This window comes from Amycolatopsis sp. CFH S0740 (genome assembly GCF_004522315.1).
In the GTDB taxonomy this organism is placed as follows: Bacteria; Actinomycetota; Actinomycetes; order Mycobacteriales; family Pseudonocardiaceae; genus Amycolatopsis; species Amycolatopsis nivea.
In genome coordinates this window covers 95,648-112,796 of record NZ_SDLS01000004.1, presented here as the reverse complement: position 1 = coordinate 112,796, position 17,149 = coordinate 95,648, and the positions used below count along the sequence as shown (strand labels likewise).

General features: G+C 71.0%; 16 protein-coding genes. 9 read left to right on the top strand and 7 right to left on the bottom strand.

Going from position 1 to position 17,149, the window contains the following annotated elements; genetic code table 11:
* Positions 1 to 107 precede the first annotated feature (107 nt).
* Both EIZ45_RS09215 and EIZ45_RS09210 read left to right on the top strand, forming a co-directional pair.
* Positions 108 to 479, top strand: a complete 372-nt coding sequence (locus EIZ45_RS09215) for an STAS domain-containing protein (RefSeq protein ID WP_134662455.1) — start codon at positions 108 to 110, stop codon at positions 477 to 479.
* 132 nt (positions 480 to 611) lie between these two features.
* On the top strand, positions 612 to 1,574 hold the full coding sequence (locus EIZ45_RS09210; protein WP_134662245.1) for a TIGR03557 family F420-dependent LLM class oxidoreductase: 963 nt from the start codon (positions 612 to 614) through the stop codon (positions 1,572 to 1,574).
* Between the two features lie 664 nt (positions 1,575 to 2,238).
* Here the strand turns inward: EIZ45_RS09210 and EIZ45_RS09205 are convergent.
* Together EIZ45_RS09205 and EIZ45_RS09200 are read right to left on the bottom strand one after the other, a co-directional pair.
* Positions 2,239 to 3,330: a Vms1/Ankzf1 family peptidyl-tRNA hydrolase gene (locus EIZ45_RS09205; protein WP_134662244.1), complete on the bottom strand. Its 1,092-nt coding sequence runs from the start codon at positions 3,328 to 3,330 to the stop codon at positions 2,239 to 2,241.
* 33 nt (positions 3,331 to 3,363) lie between these two features.
* Positions 3,364 to 4,656: an NAD(P)/FAD-dependent oxidoreductase gene (locus EIZ45_RS09200; protein WP_134662243.1), complete on the bottom strand. Its 1,293-nt coding sequence runs from the start codon at positions 4,654 to 4,656 to the stop codon at positions 3,364 to 3,366.
* Between the two features lie 114 nt (positions 4,657 to 4,770).
* On the opposite strand from EIZ45_RS09200, the gene EIZ45_RS09195 reads away from it, so the two are divergent.
* Positions 4,771 to 5,232: an SRPBCC family protein gene (locus EIZ45_RS09195; protein ID WP_134662242.1), complete on the top strand. Its 462-nt coding sequence runs from the start codon at positions 4,771 to 4,773 to the stop codon at positions 5,230 to 5,232.
* A gap of 49 nt (positions 5,233 to 5,281) precedes the next feature.
* Entirely contained in the window at positions 5,282 to 5,788 is a 507-nt protein-coding gene (locus tag EIZ45_RS09190) for a type 1 glutamine amidotransferase domain-containing protein (RefSeq protein WP_043840094.1), read from the top strand.
* A 79-nt stretch (positions 5,789 to 5,867) separates the two neighbouring features.
* Here EIZ45_RS09190 and EIZ45_RS09185 read toward each other — a convergent pair whose 3' ends face one another.
* Positions 5,868 to 7,220: a cytochrome P450 gene (locus EIZ45_RS09185; RefSeq protein ID WP_134662241.1), complete on the bottom strand. Its 1,353-nt coding sequence runs from the start codon at positions 7,218 to 7,220 to the stop codon at positions 5,868 to 5,870.
* A 295-nt stretch (positions 7,221 to 7,515) separates the two neighbouring features.
* Between EIZ45_RS09185 and EIZ45_RS46025 the strand changes: the two genes are divergently transcribed.
* From EIZ45_RS46025 to EIZ45_RS09170, 3 genes are all read left to right on the top strand, one after another.
* Entirely contained in the window at positions 7,516 to 7,917 is a 402-nt protein-coding gene (locus EIZ45_RS46025; protein WP_167756389.1) for an STAS domain-containing protein, read from the top strand.
* Between the two features lie 148 nt (positions 7,918 to 8,065).
* Positions 8,066 to 9,115 carry a GAF and ANTAR domain-containing protein gene (locus tag EIZ45_RS09175; RefSeq protein ID WP_240690565.1) on the top strand — a complete coding sequence of 350 codons (1,050 nt, stop codon included), beginning with the start codon at positions 8,066 to 8,068 and terminating at the stop codon, positions 9,113 to 9,115.
* A gap of 603 nt (positions 9,116 to 9,718) precedes the next feature.
* Positions 9,719 to 10,639, top strand: coding sequence for a universal stress protein (locus EIZ45_RS09170; protein WP_205669838.1), 921 nt, complete (start codon positions 9,719 to 9,721; stop codon positions 10,637 to 10,639).
* On the opposite strand, the gene EIZ45_RS09165 is transcribed toward EIZ45_RS09170, so the two are convergent.
* Together EIZ45_RS09165 and EIZ45_RS09160 are read right to left on the bottom strand one after the other, a co-directional pair.
* The gene (locus EIZ45_RS09165) at positions 10,636 to 11,238 is read right to left on the bottom strand and encodes an endonuclease (RefSeq protein ID WP_134662239.1); all 603 of its coding nucleotides are present in this window, start codon (positions 11,236 to 11,238) and stop codon (positions 10,636 to 10,638) included. The genes EIZ45_RS09170 and EIZ45_RS09165 overlap by 4 nt on opposite strands.
* Positions 11,239 to 11,272: 34 nt before the next feature.
* Positions 11,273 to 11,656 (bottom strand): anti-sigma factor, encoded by a 384-nt coding sequence (locus tag EIZ45_RS09160; RefSeq protein ID WP_134662238.1) that lies wholly within the window; start codon positions 11,654 to 11,656, stop codon positions 11,273 to 11,275.
* Between the two features lie 178 nt (positions 11,657 to 11,834).
* On the opposite strand from EIZ45_RS09160, the gene EIZ45_RS09155 reads away from it, so the two are divergent.
* The gene (locus tag EIZ45_RS09155; RefSeq protein ID WP_134662237.1) at positions 11,835 to 12,308 is read left to right on the top strand and encodes a hypothetical protein; all 474 of its coding nucleotides are present in this window, start codon (positions 11,835 to 11,837) and stop codon (positions 12,306 to 12,308) included.
* Positions 12,309 to 12,385: 77 nt separating this feature from the next.
* Here the strand turns inward: EIZ45_RS09155 and EIZ45_RS09150 are convergent, their stop codons facing one another.
* Both EIZ45_RS09150 and EIZ45_RS09145 read right to left on the bottom strand, forming a co-directional pair.
* Positions 12,386 to 14,941, bottom strand: a complete 2,556-nt coding sequence (locus EIZ45_RS09150; protein WP_134662236.1) for a polynucleotide kinase-phosphatase — start codon at positions 14,939 to 14,941, stop codon at positions 12,386 to 12,388.
* The gene (locus EIZ45_RS09145) at positions 14,938 to 16,347 is read right to left on the bottom strand and encodes a 3' terminal RNA ribose 2'-O-methyltransferase Hen1 (RefSeq protein WP_167756388.1); all 1,410 of its coding nucleotides are present in this window, start codon (positions 16,345 to 16,347) and stop codon (positions 14,938 to 14,940) included. Before EIZ45_RS09145 ends, EIZ45_RS09150 begins: the two co-directional genes overlap by 4 nt.
* Before the next feature lie 222 nt (positions 16,348 to 16,569).
* Between EIZ45_RS09145 and EIZ45_RS09140 the strand changes: the two genes are divergently transcribed.
* Positions 16,570 to 17,115: a permease-like cell division protein FtsX gene (locus EIZ45_RS09140; protein WP_134662234.1), complete on the top strand. Its 546-nt coding sequence runs from the start codon at positions 16,570 to 16,572 to the stop codon at positions 17,113 to 17,115.
* Positions 17,116 to 17,149: the final 34 nt, after the last annotated feature.

Sequence of the window (17,149 nt, the reverse complement as noted above, 5' to 3'; positions counted from 1 at the left end):
AAGCGGCTGATTCCCCGCTCGCCTGCGTCGGCGGGCCCGGACGGGCATCATGGGGTGGTGGCCGGGCCGCCTGCCCGGCAGGAACTACCGAGGACGGGACCGTGACGATGGACGAGCCGACCGACCCCAGTGCCGACCCGGTGCCCGAATTCCGCGTCGAGCGGGAGGACCGGCCCCCGGTCGCGGTGCTGGCGGTGTACGGCGAGGTCGACATGGTCACCGCGCCGCTGCTGACCGCCGCGGTCGACGAGGCGCTCGCCGGGGCTCCGCCGGTGCTGGTGCTGGACCTCGCCGCGGTGGAATTCCTGGCCTCCGCCGGGCTGACCGCGCTGGTGACCATCACCCAGCACCGGGCGTCCGGAGCCAGCCTGCGGATCGTCGCGTCCGGCCGGGCGACGATGCGGCCCATCCAGCTCACCGGGCTGGAGCAGACCCTGCCGCTGTACCCGACCGTCGACGCGGCGCTGGCCGGGTCCTGACCTGGGAAGTCTCCTTCGGACAGACAGCACGGGTGAACTCGCCCCGCACCGGGTAACCGGGCGGCGGAGAGGTTCCGGGGCAGCCGCAAGCGCTGGCGCCGCGAGCAGAAAGCCCGTCGAACGGGGGAGAACATGCGCATCGGCTACACCTTGATGACTGAACAGACCGGGCCGCGCGAGCTGGTCGGCTGCGCGACCGCCGCTGAGCAGGCCGGATTCGACTTCGCGGCCTGCAGCGACCACTATTCGCCGTGGCTGGCCGAACAGGGGCACGCACCGTACGCGTGGAGCGTGCTCGGCGCGGTGGCCCAGGCGACCGAACAGCTCGAACTCATGACGCTCGTGACCTGCCCGACCATGCGGTACCACCCGGTGGTGGTCGCGCAGAAGGCGGCGACGGTGCAGTTGCTGTCCGACGGCCGGTTCACCCTCGGGCTCGGCTCGGGGGAGAACCTGAACGAGCACGTCGTCGGCATGGGCTGGCCGTCGGTGTCGGTCCGGCACGACCGGCTCGCCGAGGCCGTCCAGATCATCGGCGGCCTGTTCGACGGCGGAACGTTCACCTACACCGGAAAGCACTACCGGGCCGACGGGGCGAAGCTGTGGGACCTGTCGCCGACCCGGGTGCCGATCGCGATCGCGGTGTCCGGCCCGAAGTCGGTGAAGCGGTTCGCGCCGGTCGCCGACGCGATGGTCGCGGTCGAGCCGAAAGCCGAGCTGTGCACGGAATGGGACCACGAGCGGCTCGGACCGCCGACGCGCAAGATCGGGCAGCTGCCGGTCTGCTGGGACCCGGACCGCGGGGCGGCGATCCGGCGGGCGCACGAGCAGTTCCGGTGGTTCGGCTCGGGCTGGCCGGTGAACGCGGAACTGCCGGGAACGCAGGCGTTCGACGCGGCGACCCAGTACGTGCGCGAGGACGACGTGGCGGCGGGGATTCCGTGCGGTCCGGATGCCGGGCCCATTGTGGACGCGGCGAAGCAGTTCGCGCAGGCGGGGTTCACGGATCTGGCGTTGGTGCAGATCGGTGGGCCGGAGCATCAGCCGGAGTTCATGAAGTTCGCGGAGCGGGAGTTGTTGCCTGCGTTGCGGTAGCGGATCGAGGAAGCTGGGCCCGGGTGTCGAGGCGCCCGGGCCCAGCTGTGTGTCACGGGTGGCGCAGCAGCGCGCCGAATCCATCGGTCAGGTCGAGGTGCTCGTCGTGCAGGCCGGGTTCACGGATCTAGCGTCGGTGGGCCGGAGCATCAGCCGGAGTTCATGAAGTTCGCGGAGCGGGAGTTGTTGCCTGCGTTGCGGTAGCGGATCGAGGAAGCTGGGCCCGGGTGTCGAGGCGCCCGGGCCCAGCTGTGTGTCACGGGTGGCGCAGCAGCGCGCCGAATCCATCGGTCAGGTCGAGGTGCTCGTCGTGCAGGCCGGGTTCACGGATCTAGCGTCGGTGGGCCGGAGTATCAGCCGGAGTTCATGAAGTTCGCGGAGCGGGAGTTGTTGCCTGCGTTGCGGTAGCGGATCGAGGAAGCTGGGCCCGGGTGTCGAGGCGCCCGGGCCCAGCTGTGTGTCACGGGTGGCGCAGCAGCGCGCCGAATCCATCGGTCAGGTCGAGGTGCTCGTCGTGCAGGCCGGGTTCACGGATCTAGCGTCGGTGGGCCGGAGTATCAGCCGGAGTTCATGAAGTTCGCGGAGCGGGAGTTGTTGCCTGCGTTGCGGTAGCGGATCGAGGAAGCTGGGCCCGGGTGTCGAGGCACCCGGGCACAGCTGTGGGTCACGGGTGGCGCAGCAGCGCGCCGAATCCGTCGGTCAGGTCGAGCCGTTCGTCGATCACCACGACGTCCGCGCCGACTGCCACCGCCGCGTAGGGCAGGGCTTCGTCCGCGCGTCGACGGGCTGGGTCGGCCACGCCGAGTGCGTCCAAACGGGATTGGGCGACGCCGACCTGCGTCGGTTCCGAACCGGTGTACACACTGGCCTCGCCGGAGTCGCCGACTAGCAGCGTCTCGACATTCGCCTCCGCCAGGGCAGCGGTGACGGCGGACAATCCCGTGACCGCCAAGGCCGATTCGCGAGCGGCGTCGGCACGGAAGCGTTCGGCAAGATCGTCCAGCTCGCGCAATCGTTGCCCGGTAAGCACTTCGTGCACGGCCCGGTTCAGGTCGGCCCGGCCGGCACCGGAGGCTCGGCTGCCCGCGTCGACCTCCGCGGCGAGCGAACGGGCCGGTTCGGGCAGGCGCTCGTGCAGTTCGGTGCGGGCTTGGACCTCGCCGGCCAGCACGATCGCTCGCGGCCGCACGCGTTCGGCGGTCTTCGCGAGGTGATCGGCGATCTCCGAAAGGTTGTTGTGCGCGGTCTGCTCGGCGTGCGACTGGATGTCGCGGTGTGCGGGACCGCCGCCGCGAACCTTGTGCACCGGGTGCTCCTGCCCGTGCACGGTCTCGGTTTCGACACTGCCGTCCGGTCGGTGCACCTCGATGTCCGCGCCGGTCCGATCGACGAGCACGACCAGATGCGCGGGCGCTTCTTCCAGATGGCTCACGGTCGGCAGGAAGTACGGCAGCGCGGAGAAACGCGCCACCTGCGTCGGCGGCGGAGCCGCGAGCCGCCGGTCGAGCAGGACGTTGCCGTGCGCGGCGACGAGCGTGCGCCCGGCCCGGCCGACCGGCGGCGAGCTTTCTTCAACGGCGCGCAGGACGGCATCGACGCTCGGCCGGTCAGCGCCCTGGTCCTCGAGCGCGGCCTCAATCTCCTTGAGCCGCAACCGCAATTGCTTCGCCGCGTCCTCGGTGTCGTGCGATTCGTCGAAGTGCACCGAGACGAACGGTCCGTCGGTCAGCAGCGCGCGCAGTTCGTGTGTGTCCATTTCGGATTCTTCCTCCCAATTTTCGGGACAGCCTCACCGGGTTCGCGGCAGCTCGGGCGAGGCGGTGTCCAGCGGGACCGCGCCGGAACGGACGAGTCCCAGCTGGACAGTCTGTCGCCGGCCCGCCTTCTCCAGCGCCCAGTCGGTCGCGGTGCGCAGGCGGTTTCCCGGCAGCGACAGCAGGTGGTAGCCGCGGGTCACCAGCCGGGCGGGAAGGCCCGCCAGGGGGATGTGCAGCGGATTGGCCGCGCCCTGGCCGGACCCGAGGTCGACCGCGAAGCCGAGGTCGTGGTGCCGGTACTTGCGCGCGCGGCCGACGCCGAGCGACGCGGCGACGTTGTTCCCGGCCAGTTTTCCTTGCCGCTGCGCGTGTTGCGCGGTCATCGGCGTGGTTTCGCCGGGACGGGTCAGGTCCGGCACCGCCGCCGCGTCGCCGCAGGCGAACACGTCGTCGCGGCCCGGCACGTTCAGCTCCGGCGTGACGACCAGCCGGCCCTTCACGGTTTCCAGGCCGAGGTCGGAGACCAGCGGATCGGGGCGGACGCCCACGCACCACACGAGCGTGTGCGTCGGGACGGCGTCGCCGGTGGTCAGCGTGACGCCTTCGACGTCCGCCTGGTCGACCGAGGTCTTCATCCGGACCTCGACGCCGCGCTCGCGCAGCACCCGGTCGGCGGTGGCGCCGAGCCGGGGGTCCAGTTCGGGCAGCACGCGTTCGGCGATGTCCAGCAGCAGCCAGCGAATCTGCTGCCCCTCGAGTTCGGGGTGGCGGCGCGCGAGGGCAGCGGTGAACTCCGGGCCCTGTGCGGCGACCTCCGTGCCGGTGTACCCCGCGCCGACGACGACGAACGTGCACCGGGCGTCGCGCTCGGCCTGGTCGTCGGTCGCGGCGGCCAGTTCGATCTGCCGGGTCACGTGGTCGCGCAGGTACAGCGCTTCGGGCAGGCCGCGGAATCCGTGCGCGCACTCGGCGACGCCGGGGATCGGCAGCAGCTTGTTGACGCTGCCCGCGGCGAGGATCAGCCGGTCGTAGCCCAGCTTCCGCTCGCGGTCCTCGGGGTCGGTGTAGGTCACGGTGCGGGCGTCGAGGTCGACCGATCCGGCGGTGCCCAGCGCCAGCCGCACGCCGCGCAGAGTGTCCGGAATGGACACCGCGACGTGCCGGGGGTCGACGATCCCGCTGGCCACCTCCGGCAGCAACGGCAGGTACAGGAAATAGTCGGTGGGGTTCAGCACGACGATCTCGGCGCGGTCCCCGAGGCTGCGCAGCAGTTTGTGCGCCGCGTGGTACCCGGCGAACCCGCCGCCGACGATCACGACTCGCATGGGCGGCCTCCTTTCGCTCGACGGGTACCCGGAGCGCGGCCGCGCAATCGCGCCGGTTTCGCCCCGCCGCGTCCCGGGCACCCGGGTCCGGTACCCGATGGCGAGGAGGAGCGCATGAGCAGCACGATCACCGAAATCGTGGACGTGGACGTCCCGGTGCCGACCGCGTACAACCAGTGGACGCAGTTCGAATCGTTCCCCGAGTTCATGGAGGGCGTGGAGGAGATCCGCCAGCTCGACGCCACGCACACGCACTGGGTGACCCGGTTCGGCGGCGTCGGCAGGGAGTTCGACGCGACGATCACCGAGCAGCACCCGGACGAGCGGGTCGCGTGGCGCTCGGACTCCGGGCCGGACCACGCCGGGGTGATCACCTTCCACCGGCTGGGGGACACCAAGACGCGCGTCACCGCGCAGATGGAGCTCGACCCCGAGGGCCTCGCCGAGAACGCCGCCGACAAGCTCGGCATCCTCGACCGGCGCGTGAAGGGCGACATGCTGCGGTTCAAGCAGTTCATCGAACAGCGCGGACGCGAAACGGGTGCGTGGCGCGGCGACGTGGAACGTCCGAGCTGACCGCGGGGTAGCGAACCCCGCACAAGATCCGTAGCGAAAGGAGAACAGCATGGCCCGCGTGGCAGTGCTCGTGGACGAAATGACCGAGGACGACGAATTCCGGGTGCCGTGCGAGCGGTTGCGCTCCGCCGGGCACGAGCCGGTGGTGGTCGGCCTGGCGAAGGGCAAGAAGCTGACCGCGTTGCACGGCACCGAAATCACGACCGACCAGGCCGTGGACGACGTGGCCGCGGCGGACTTCGACGCGGTCGTGGTGCCCGGCGGGTACTCGCCGGACAAGATCCGCACCAGCGAGCCGATGGTCGCGCTGGTCCGGGAAACGGCCGCCGCGGGCAAGCCGGTCGCGGCCGTGTGCCACGGTCCCTGGCTGCTCGCCGAGTCCGGATTGGCGCGCGGCCGGACGGTGACGTCGTGGCCGTCGCTGCAGACGGACCTGCGCAACGCTGGTGCGGAGTGGGTTGACCGCGAAGTCGTGACGGACGACGGCGTGATCACGTCGCGGAATCCGGACGACCTGCCCGCGTTCTGCGACGCGCTGCTGGAACGGCTGAAGTAAGGCGAACTCAGCAGCGGTCCGTGAACGGCTCCTCGAGGGAATCAGATTCCCTCGAGGAGCCCTTCACGGACCTGAAGGCTCAGGACAGCGCGAACCGGATGCCGAAGTGGTTGAGCGTCGCGGGGAGCCGTCCCGGCTGGAGGTCGGCGGCGGTGCCTCGCGGCGCGAAACCCGCTTGCTGCACCAGCGCGGCGAGCAGCGTTGAGGCGGTGAAGAGCACGACGTCGCGGCCCGGGCACACGCCAGGTCCGGCGCTGAACGGCACGAGCGCGGGATTGGCTTTGGCGCGGCCGTCCAGCCAGATGTCCGGGACGAAGGAATCCGCGTACGGCAACGTTTCCGGGTCGCGATGGAAGAACGGCGTGTAGATCAGGAACGACGTTCCCTCGGGGCCCCACGCGGTGTCCTCGGTGCTTTCGCGCAGCAGGGCGGGTGTCGTCGGCCAGAGCCGGATGGACTCCAGGACACAGGCGCGCAAGTACGGAAGCTGTTGCGGCTTCGAGAGATCCGCTTCGGCGACTTCCCGGCGGGCCTCGGCGAGCTCGTCGGGATGCGTTGCGAGCAAGGCAAGTGCGCGCAGGGTGGCGATCGCGGCGGCGTCGAAGGCGAACAGCCAGTGCGGCACCTGCCCGGTCGGATCGTCCTCCGCAGCGGCCGGCTGGTTCGCCATCGCCGCGCCGAGGCTGCCCGGGCGGTCCAGGCCGAGCTGACGGTCGAGCAAAGACTGGAACTGGCGGCGCTGGTCCTCGCGGCGCGGGTGCGCGAACGCCCAGTTGGCGTTGAGCCGCAGCTGGTCCAGCAGATCGGTGACGCGCCGGTCGGCCGTGGTGTCGCCGCCGAGCACGATCTTGCGGATGATCGTCCAGAAGTGCTCGGTGAACTGGGTCGCGTCGAGGTCGGGGAAGCCGGAAAGCATTTCGTGCGCCTCGGTGCGGATGGTGTCTGCCCAGGTGCCCGCGAGTTCGTGTGCGGCCCGGCCTGGTTCGAGGACGGTTTCGTTGAGCTTCCGCCGCCGCGCGCGGTTGGCACCGCCGGAGATCAGGACGCCGTGCGGCTGGAAATGGCGCAGGGCCGCGTCTTTTTCGGTGGTGTCCGGACTGAACGGGCTCGGCGTGCCCGCCAGCAGCGAGCCGACGTGGTTCGCCTCGAGCACCAGGCGGAACGAGCGGCCCGGGACCGGCAGGTCGAGCGGACCGGGCCCGTAGCGGGCGCGCAGGTCGTGCAGCAGGCGGATGCCCGAGCGGTCGACGTGCAGTTTCTGCGCCGCGGCCATCGCGCGGGGACGGCGTTTGATCAGTCCGATGCCGACGGTGGGGGCGACCACCCGCGCGAGGATGCGTCCGGTGTCGCGGGCCGACGCCCGCTGCGGGCGGATGTCGGCCGGGGGCAGTTCGGACAAGTCCGGGCTCGCGGTCGCGTGGATGGTCGCCATGCTGTTCGGGTACCCGGGCCGGTCCGGGCGAAACCTCGCGGGTTCGAGTCCATTGTGGACGATCGGAACCGCCGGGTGCGGAACGGTTCCACGGGCGAGGACGCGGCCCGGACAGTCCACAGTGCTGCCGACGGGGCCGGATTCGGGCTGGTCGCGGGCACTGCGCTGCGGTACGGTCGGTGCAGGAGCGGTTCAGCCCACGTGCCGTCGCCTGACCCCAAGCGGCCCGCTTGACCCGGGCCCGGGGCCGGGCCGCACTGATTCGGCCCGGTCTCGCATCTGCGAGGAGGGCTCGATGCACGAAACGTTCGCTTGCCTGCCGGGCGCATCGGCGCGCACCGTAATCACCGCCACCGCGGACGAAACCGTCGTCGCGGTGTCCGACGAACTGGACCGGCGCTGCACCGACCGGCTCCGGGACGTCCTGGCCGAGGAGACCGGGCTGGCCCCGCGGGTCCTGGTCGTCGACGTCTCCGGGCTGACGTTCTGCTCGGTCAGCGGCCTGGAAGTGCTGGTCGAAGCCGCGCGGGAGGCTTCCCTGGCGGGCGTCGCGTTCGTCGTGGTCGCCGCACAGCGCGCCGTTCTGCGGCCGCTGCGCGTTCTCGGGCTCGACCGGGAGCTGCGAGTGGTCGCACGCCTTGCCGATGCCGTCGAATCGACTGCCGCCTCGCGGACGCTGGCGGCGGAGGTCGGTTAACCCTGTTCACCCGGCCCGGCCCTCGCGGAGGGGCCGGGCCTGAACTGTGCCCGCGAGCTGGGCGGGGCTGCGAAGGGGACTGCCGCGCGTCCGCGATCCGAGTACTTTGGCAGGCGCTGGGAAAGTCCGGGCCGGAGGAGAGGGAACTGTGGAAGGCGGAAGCGGCGGGAAGGTCGATTGCTCGGCCGTGGTCCGGCTGAGCGGCGACCCCGCGGGGTTGCGCGGCGAGGTGGGCGAGGCGCTGGCCGCGGAGCCGCGAATGGTGGTCTTCGAACTGAGCGAGCTGACCTCGTTCTCCAGCGAAGACCTCGCCGCGCTGCGCGAGACCGCCCAGCCGAGCGAAGCGGTATTCGCGTGCCGGGAGGGCGGGGTGGCTCGCCAGGTGCTCGAAGAGGAGGGCGTCCCGTTCTCCGAGTCGGCGTCTGAGGCGCTGGCGTTCGAGGACGAATCGCTGCGACCTTCCGGCGAGGAGTTCCGGTCGCTCACGGAGATGCTGCTTGCCGCACAGAGCGTCGGCGACGTTTTGCAGTTGATCGTGAGCGCGACGGCGTCGCTGGTGCCCGCCGCGGACCTGGTGTCGATCACCCTGCGCGCGCCGGACGGCAACTTCCACACCGCGGCCTACACCGATCCGGCGGCCGCCGACCTGGACCTGCTGCAGTACAAGCTCGAGGAAGGCCCGTGCCACGACGCGGCGGTGCCGGACCGATCCGAGTTCCTGGAAGCCGCTGACCTGTGCCGGGACGCGCAGTGGCCGCGGTGGTCCCCGGCGGCAGCCGAGCTGGGCTGGCGCGCGGTGCTGGCGACCGCACTGGTCGACGACGCCGTGTCGCGGTTCTCCGGCGCGCTCAACCTCTACTCGCGCACTCCCGGCGGCTTGACCGACGCCGACCGCGACGTCGTGCTGCTCCTGGCCACCCACGCGACCCTCGCGGTGGCCGAAACGGACGCGGTAACCCGGAACGAGCTGAACCAGGCCCAGTTGCGGCGCGCGCTGGACAGCCGCGACGTGATCGGCCAGGCGAAGGGCATCATCATGGCCCGCCGCGGGCTCGACGCGCAGCAGGCGTTCGACCTGCTGCGCCGGACCTCGCAGCAGCTGAACGTGAAGCTGGTGCACCTGGCGGGCACGCTCGCCGCCCGGCACGAGGAACTGGACGGGCCGGTCGCGGAGCTGGGGGAGCCCGACCCGGTGTGACGGCCGGGTACGCGGGCGGGGTGTCGAGGGCACTGGCCGGGCGATCGCGTGGCGGGGATGGGTTTTTGCCGGTTGAGCAGCGGCTGGCTTCCGGCTCTCTGCGTGGGGAACGGCCGGGGACGTGGGCTCGGGTGATCGCGAGTCGGGCACGGCTTGCTGAGCTCCGGGCGCGGGCTTCCGGCTCTCGTCGCGGTCGGGGGCGTCCGATACGGGTTTCGCTTCCTCAGCAGCAGACGCAGCATGCGGAGCACGGACTCGGTTTCCCCACTCGGGCAGCGCGACCGACCGCCGGATCCGAGGTGTCCGGAGCCGCTCCGCCGGGTAGCCGGGTACGGAGGATTCGACTGAGGAAAGAGCCCGTCATGGTGCACCCCGTGCCGCCTGGACCGGAGCCCGTCCCGTCGCCGCCGGAGCCGGTGCCGCCGTTCCCGCCGGAGCCTGCCCCGCCGCCGCGTCCCGGGCCGGGGCCGTTGCCGCCGCCGGAGCCGCCCGTCCCGCCGAAGCCGCGGTGACGGGGTAGCCAGCTTGGGCGCGGGGCCCGATTGCCGGGCGAGGCGACCGGGTACCTCCCGGGAAAGCGCCGCACGGGAACGGAGGCCGGTGATGGACGAAGCGGACCGGGCCGAACCGGGAGTCGTGGTCGGGGACGACGGATCCGACGGCGCCCGCCTGGCCGTCGACTGGGCGGCCGCCGAGGCGGAGGCGCTCGGGACCTGTCTCGTGCTCGTCCGGACGATGACGCTGCCGATGCCGAACGTGGACTTCGTGCCCGGCGTGATCACCCCGGTCGCGGGCGAGATCGTGGCCGATCAGTCCGTGGTGGACTACGCGGAGAAGGAACTGGCCGCTCTTGCCGCCGAGATCGGCCGGAAACGGCCGGGGCTGCCGGTGCGCACCCGGGTGCGGTTCGGCCGGGCGAGCTGGGAACTGGCGGACATCGGACGGCAGGCGGAGCTGATCGTGGTCGGCGCGTCCGGCCGCGGCGGGCTGCCCCGGCTGCTGCTCGGGTCGACCGCCTCGCAGGTGGTGCACACGGGCGCGCGTCCGGTCGTCGTGGTCCGTCCGTCGGGGAAGAAGACCGGGCGCGTGGTGGTCGGCGTGGACGGATCGCCGGCGAGCGTCGCGGCGGTGCGGTACGCGTACGACTTCGCCGACCGGCACGGATGCGCCTTGCACGCGGTGCACGTGTGGTCGGAACCGCCGGAGGACGTCTTCGGCCCGGCCCGCTCCGGCGGCGAGGGGCAGCAGACCCCGGAGGACGAGGGCGAACGGCTGCTCGCGGAATCGCTCACCGGTCTCGGCGAGCGGCATCCGGACGTCGTGGTGCGGCGGGAGGTCGCGCTCGGCAGCGTGGCCGAGGTGCTGCTGGACCACGCGGAATCGGCGACGCTGCTGGTGGTCGGCGGGCACGGTCGCGGTGCGTTGCGGGGTGCGTTCCTCGGTTCGGTGAGCCACGCGATGGCCTATCACGCACCGTGTCCGGTCGCGATTGTTCGGGAGGGCGTCGAGGAACACCCGGGCTAGCGCTGCAAGCTCCGCCGCACCAGCGCTGCGGCCAGCCGGGCCGAATCTTCGCCAGGCACCAGTTTCGCCAGACGTTTCGGATCGGTGGGCAGACCGGCTTTCTTCGCGCCGGCCAAGGCTTTTCGGTCGAAGTACGGACGCAGCCACGGCCACACCGCCTGTGCCTCGCGGCAGAAGATCTGCGCGCCGGTCGGGCCGATCCGAGGGAACTCGGCGATAAGCTTTTCCAGCTGTCGCGGGTCGCCGTCGGCGGCGTCGGCCATGCGGCGCAGGTCGTCTCGATACTGGTCGCGGATGAACTCGGCGCCTTCGCCGAGGTGGTGCGAAGTGCTTTCGTCGTATCGGACGTAGTGGGCGCGGCCGAGTGCGTCAACGCGTTGCTGCCACGTGGAATCGCGCATCGCGGCTGGGGAGCGCCAGCCCGAACGGGAGAGTTCGCGTGCGGCGGCGACCGCGATGCCGGCGCTGATCCGCGTCGACAGCAGGGTGGCGAGGACCAGCAACCGGTACAGCGGCTGCGGTTTGTCGGCCAGCTTGATCCCGGCTTCCTCGGCGAACGTCGTGCCGTGTTCGGCGAGGAGTTCGTCCACTCGGCGCATGCGGGCCGGTTTCCCGTTCGGGCGGAAGCAAAACTCAGCGCTGGTCAGGGAACGGTTCCTTGGCGAACTCGACGCACAGCCGCCAGCCGTCCGTGCCGGGCGCGGGTTCGGTCCAGGCGTCGAGCGCGTCGGTCAGCGCGCGCAGGATGTGCCAGCCGACCTCGTCCGGTCCGGGAGGGAATGCCCACGACGAAGTGGTGGCGACGGTGACTGTCATCCGGCCGGCGCAGCGGAACGCGCATTCGAGAACCGCGCCGTCGTCCGCCCGGCGGGCCTGCGCCGCGACCGCCTCGTCCACGGCCAGCCGGAGATCGGCCACCTCGTCGACGGTGAACTCCGCCGAGGCGGCGACGTCCTCGGCCACCAGCCGGGCCAGGAAGAGCAGTTCCCCGTGTGCCGGCAGACGCAGCTCGACCACGGGAGAAGCCGCGGTCAGCACGCCGTTCCGTTCGTGTCGCGCTGAACCATGCGTTTCGGGTTACCCCGCCCCGCGCGCCGCCAATCATCCCCGTCCGGCGGCACCCGAACGGCCCGTTTCCGGCGCGGCACGGCGGGTAACCGGGGGATCGGAGCACGCAGGGAAAGGAGTACCCGGCATGAGCACCAACGCATACCTCTCGTTCCTCGCGATCGGGATCGCGCTGGTCCTGGTGGACGGCCAGATCATCTACCGCAGCGGCCGCCGTTACCTCGCGAACGCCTACGGGGACCCCGGAGCCGGCGCGTCGATGACGCGGCTGGTGACCGTGTTGTTCCACCTCGTGACCCTGGGCGTCCTGGCCCTGGTGTCGCTCGTCGACCTCGGCGGCAGCGACTTGCCGGGCGTGGTCGGCCGGGTGGGCGTGCTGTTGCTGATCCTGGCGTTGGCGCACGCGGCGACGCTGGGTGCGCTGGCGCGGATTCGCGGGGAGCAGGACGTGGCGGACGCGATCGCGCATCGGGACGAGCGGCGGGCGCACCGGTCGGAGACGGACCTGCAGGCTCCGACGGTGACGCCGGTGCCGGGTCAGGAGGGCCGGCATCCGGATGTGAGCCCGTCGTTGGAGCAGCGGTCGCCGTATACGGCTTGAGTGAGTGCACCGGGACCGGTGCGTTTCCGCGGAACACCGCGGGAACGCACCGGTCTCTCTGTATGCCGCCGCACTGTCTACAAGCGAGGGTCGACCGGCTCCGATTCCAAGGCCAGCACGGCGAAAACGCACTCGTGCACGCGCCACATCGGCTCGTCGCGGGCGAGGCGGTCCAAGGCTTCGAGGCCGAGGCCGTACTCCCGCAGCGCCAGCGATCGCTTGTGGCCGAGGCCTCGTTGCCGCAGCCGGGTCAGGTGGCGTTCCTCGGTGTAGTCGGGGCCGTAGATGATCCGCAGGTACTCCCGTCCGCGGACCTTCAGCCCCGGCTGCGCCAGCCCGCGCGAGCCGCGGACCAGGTTGGCGGCCGGTTTGACCACCATGCCCTCGCCGCCGCTCGCGGTGAGTTCGGTCCACCAGTCGACGGCCGCCGCGACCGAGGCGGGGTCGGTGGTGTTGACCGGCAAACGTCCCGTCGGGGCCAGGAAACCGTCGCCGCTTTCGACAAGCCGGTCCGCCAGGGCGAGGTGCCAATCGTGCGGCCGCTTGTGGTGGGCCTGGCCCGCCGACGCCAGCACCTGGAACGGCGCGAAGCGCACGCCGTCGAGGCCGTCGGTCGGCCAGCAATAGCGTCGGTACGACTCGGCGAACGCGTCCGCGTTGGTGGCGCGGGAACGCGTGCGCTCCAGCAACGCGGACACGTCGAGGCCGGACGCGTCAGCGGCGGCCAGTGCGCTCACGGCAGCCGGGAGCGCCGAGCGCGCAGCAGCGCCGACCGCCGCGTACTGGTCGCGCAGCAGCTGTTCGGCCTTCACGCTCCACGGCAGCAGTTCGCCGTCGAGCAGCAGCCAGTCTGAGCCGAGTTCGTCGAACAGACCGGCCTTCTCCGCGGCCGCGCGGATGCGGTCGACCGCTTCGGCCGTCAGCGCTTCGGGGAAGAAATGCCGTCCGGTCCGCGTCCACACCGCGCCGAGGGCGTCGCCGGGTGCGCCGAAGCGGGCGCGGGCCGCGTCGAGCGAGCGGCACACCAGGGCGACGGCGCGCGAACCCATGTGCTTTTCCTCGCACACCACGGAATCCACGCCCTCCGCGCGGAAATAGTCGAACGCCTGCGAAGGGTGTTCCAGCAGCCCGTCGGCCGTCGCGGTGGCGACCGGCGACATCGTCGGCGGCAGGTAGACCAGCCAGCGCGGGTCGATCGCGAACCGCGACATCACCTCCAAAGCCGCCGCGGCGTTCTCCTCGCGGACGCCGACCCGCTTCTGGTAGGCAGTCTCGATCACGCGGCGGCCCAGGACGTCGGTGACGTCGAGAACGCCCGGGTCGCGCCGTGCGACCGGCTCCGCGGCGGCCGGGTTGGCGGGGAACGGCTTGGCGGGCTCGTAATAGACCTCGGCCGCCGGGACGGAGACGATCTCCTTTTCCGGATACCGCAAAGCAGTGAGCGTCCCGCCGAATACGCAACCGGTGTCCAGGCACAGGGTGTTGTTCACCCATTCCGCGGAGGGCACCGGGGTGTGGCCGTAGACGACCATCGCGCGGCCGCGGTACTCGTTCGCCCACGGATAACGCACGGGCAGGCCGAATTCGTCGGTCTCGCCGGTGCTCTGCCCGTACATGCAGAAGCTCCGCACCCGCCCGGACGCGCGGCCCTGGAAGCGTTCGGTGATCCCCGCGTGCGCGACGACCAGCTTGCCGCCGTCCAGGACGTAGTGGCTGATCAGGCCGTCCATGAATTCCTGTGCTTCGGCCCGGAATTCGGCCGTCTCCGCCGCGAGCTGCTCGATCGACTCCGCGAGCCCGTGGGTGACCTGCACGTTCCGGCCGCGCAGCGCACGCAGCAGCTTGTGCTCGTGGTTTCCGGTGACACAGAAGGCATTTCCCGCGCGGACCATGCCCATGACGAGCCGCAGCACGCCCGGTGTGTCCGGGCCGCGGTCGACGAGATCGCCGACGAACACCGCCCGTCGCTCCGGATGCCGCGCCCCGATCGCACGGCCCTCGTCGTCGCGCTCGACGGCATAGCCGAGTTCGCCGAGCAGCGCTTCAAGCTCTACGCGGCAGCCGTGGATGTCGCCGACGATGTCGAACGGTCCGGTCTCGTGCCGCAAGTCGTTGTACAGCGGGACGCGCGTGATCGTCGCCTCTGCGGTCTCCTCCGGCGTACGCAAGACGTGCACTGTCCGGAAGCCTTCCTTCTGCAGACTCCGCAACCCGCGGCGCAGCTGATCTCGCTGCCGCCGGACCACGTGCGCGCCGAAGGTCCGGTCCGGGCGCTCGGCGTTGCGCGCGACGCACAGTGATTCCGGCGGGTCCAAAACGATCGCCACCGGCAGGACGTCGTGTTCCTTCGCCAGCGCGACCAGCGATTTGCGAGACTCGGGCTGCACGTTGGTGGCGTCGATCACGGTCAGCCGTCCGGCGGCGAGCCGCTTGCCGACGATGTAGTGCAGGACGTCGAACGCGTCGTTGGTCGCCGACTGGTCGTTCTCGTCGTCGGACACCAGCCCGCGGCAGAAGTCCGACGAGATCACCTCGGTCGGCTTGAAATGCGCGCGGCCGAACGTCGATTTGCCGGACCCGCTCGCGCCGACGAGCACGACGAGGCACAGATCGGGGATCTCAAGGGTGCTCATGCCGCGTCTCCTTTCGTGAACAGGGCCAGCTGCGTCGCCGGACCGACCTCGGGGTCGTCGGAACCGACCGGCAGCATCCGCACGCCGTAGCCGTGACTGCTCGCGACCCGCTCCGCCCACGCGCGGAACTCGGCGCGCGTCCACTCGAAACGGTGGTCGCGGTGACGCAGCTTGCCCGCGGGCAGCGACTCGAAACGCACGTTGTACTCGCGGTTGGGCGTGGTCACGATGACCGCACGCGGCGCGGCGAACTCGAACACCGTGCGCTCCAGCGCTTCGAGCCGCGGCGGGTCGACGTGCTCGACGACCTCCATCAGCACCGCCGCGTCGAGCCCGGCGAGCCGGTCGTCGCGGTAGGTGAGCGAGGACTGCAGCATTTCCAGCCTCGAACGCTCCATTTCGGACCTGCGCTCCAGCCGCAGCTTCCGCGCCGCGACCTGCAGCGCGCGAGCCGAGACGTCCGTGGCCACGATCCGCTCCACCGACTTCTCGGCCAGCAGGTCGCGCACCAGCGCGCCCTCGCCGCAGCCGAAGTCGCCGACCGAACGCGCTTGCAGCGACCGGAGGACGGCCATGATCGTGCCGCGCCGCTGCTCGGCCAACGGCACCGGACGATCCGGCGCTTCGAGGACCGCGGGCGCAGCGAGCGCGTTGTCGATTTCCTCGGGCTCGGAATCGTCCACTTCGGCCAGTCGCGTCAACGCAGCGGTCGTCAATGCCCGGCGATGCGCGAGGTAGCGGCGGGTGATCAGCTCCTTCTCGGGATGCCCGGCGAGCCAGTCGCCGCCGGCGCGCAGCAGCTTGTCGATCTCCTCTTCGCTGACCCAGTAATGCTTCGCGTTGTCGAGGACCGGAAGCAGCACGTAGACGTGGTTGAGCGCGTCGGACAGCCGGAACTCGCCGGTGAGCCGCAGGTCGACATAGCGTGAATCGCCCCACTGCGGGAACTGCGGATCCAGCGGAAGCACGGCGGCCTCGACCGTCCAGCCGAGGGGTTCGAACATCCGCCGCACCAGGTCGGCGCCGCCCGGACAGGCGGGCACCCGGATGTCGAGCGGGATCGCAGCGGCCGCCAGCTCCGGATGCGACTTGCACCGCCCGGCGAGCGCGGTGCGGAAAACTTCCTTGAGCGCCACGGAAAGCAGGCTCGACGCCGCGTAGGGACGGTCGTTGACGTACTGGCCGAGCGTGAACCCGTCGCCGGCACCGGTCTTGCCGCGCACCAGCGCCACTGGGTCGACCTCGAGCATGAGCGCGGCGGTGCACCGCTCGTCGGACGTCTCGGGGTAGAAGACGTGCGCTTGCCCGGCGGAAAGCTCGAACGACTGCACCCGGCCTGGGTGCTTGTGCAGCAGGTACCCCAGGTCGGACGCGGGCTGGTGGGTGGTGGTGACTGTCAGGAACACCAGGGGAGTATTCCGGATGCAATTCGTCCGTGTCGCGGGAGTTTCCGTGATGTGTCTTTGATGACGTCCAGCGCCGGTAACGATTCTCGAAACCGGAAAGATCTACCACCGAGCACGAGACGGGGAGTTCTTTCAGGCGGCAACGGTGCACTGCTTGTGCGGCTTACCCGAGCACTGTCGATTTCTTCGACGACCACGGCTGGTCCAGAACAAGGAAACACGATGAGCGACCAGGACTCCGCCGCACCGCGCACGGATCGCCGATACCGGCTGGCGACCGCGGCGGTCGTGCTGGCCGTCACAGCCATGCTGGGCGGTTCGGGCTGGTGGCTGTTCAGCGGACGCACCGTGGCCGGGTACGCGCTGCCGGACGGCGCGATCCCGATCGGCGACCGTGACGTCTGCGCCAACACCGTGACGGTCATGCTCGGCACCGACGCCGAGATGATGGCGGTCGCCCGGGCGCTGCGCGGCGATCCCCGGGTCCTGCGGTCCTACACCGAGACCAAGCAGGACGGCTACGTGAGGTTCCGGAAGATGTTCGCGAACGAGCCGGAGCTGCTCGAGCTGACGTCAGCCGACGCCCTGCCCGCTTCGGTGACCGTGGTGCCGAAGGACCAGACCGACACCGAGGGCATCGCCGAGCAGCTCCGCGTCCAGTTCCCCGAGGCCCGGAAAGTCAGCGACAACACGGAGCTCCGCAGCAGGATCACCGGCCCGGGCTATCGGGATCCGACGTGCCCGCCCAGCGGAGAACGCTCCCCCTGAGCAGCCGCGGGCTCCGGACGCTCCGCACACAGCC

Coding starts and splice junctions, on each gene's coding strand:
- EIZ45_RS09215 (WP_134662455.1), top strand. CDS start 108: ATGGACGAGCCGACCGACCCCAGTGCCGACCCGGTGCCCGAATTCCGC.
- EIZ45_RS09210 (WP_134662245.1), top strand. CDS start 612: ATGCGCATCGGCTACACCTTGATGACTGAACAGACCGGGCCGCGCGAG.
- EIZ45_RS09205 (WP_134662244.1), bottom strand. CDS start 3,330: ATGGACACACACGAACTGCGCGCGCTGCTGACCGACGGACCGTTCGTC.
- EIZ45_RS09200 (WP_134662243.1), bottom strand. CDS start 4,656: ATGCGAGTCGTGATCGTCGGCGGCGGGTTCGCCGGGTACCACGCGGCG.
- EIZ45_RS09195 (WP_134662242.1), top strand. CDS start 4,771: ATGAGCAGCACGATCACCGAAATCGTGGACGTGGACGTCCCGGTGCCG.
- EIZ45_RS09190 (WP_043840094.1), top strand. CDS start 5,282: ATGGCCCGCGTGGCAGTGCTCGTGGACGAAATGACCGAGGACGACGAA.
- EIZ45_RS09185 (WP_134662241.1), bottom strand. CDS start 7,220: ATGGCGACCATCCACGCGACCGCGAGCCCGGACTTGTCCGAACTGCCC.
- EIZ45_RS46025 (WP_167756389.1), top strand. CDS start 7,516: ATGCACGAAACGTTCGCTTGCCTGCCGGGCGCATCGGCGCGCACCGTA.
- EIZ45_RS09170 (WP_205669838.1), top strand. CDS start 9,719: ATGGACGAAGCGGACCGGGCCGAACCGGGAGTCGTGGTCGGGGACGAC.
- EIZ45_RS09165 (WP_134662239.1), bottom strand. CDS start 11,238: ATGCGCCGAGTGGACGAACTCCTCGCCGAACACGGCACGACGTTCGCC.
- EIZ45_RS09155 (WP_134662237.1), top strand. CDS start 11,835: ATGAGCACCAACGCATACCTCTCGTTCCTCGCGATCGGGATCGCGCTG.
- EIZ45_RS09150 (WP_134662236.1), bottom strand. CDS start 14,941: ATGAGCACCCTTGAGATCCCCGATCTGTGCCTCGTCGTGCTCGTCGGC.
- EIZ45_RS09140 (WP_134662234.1), top strand. CDS start 16,570: ATGAGCGACCAGGACTCCGCCGCACCGCGCACGGATCGCCGATACCGG.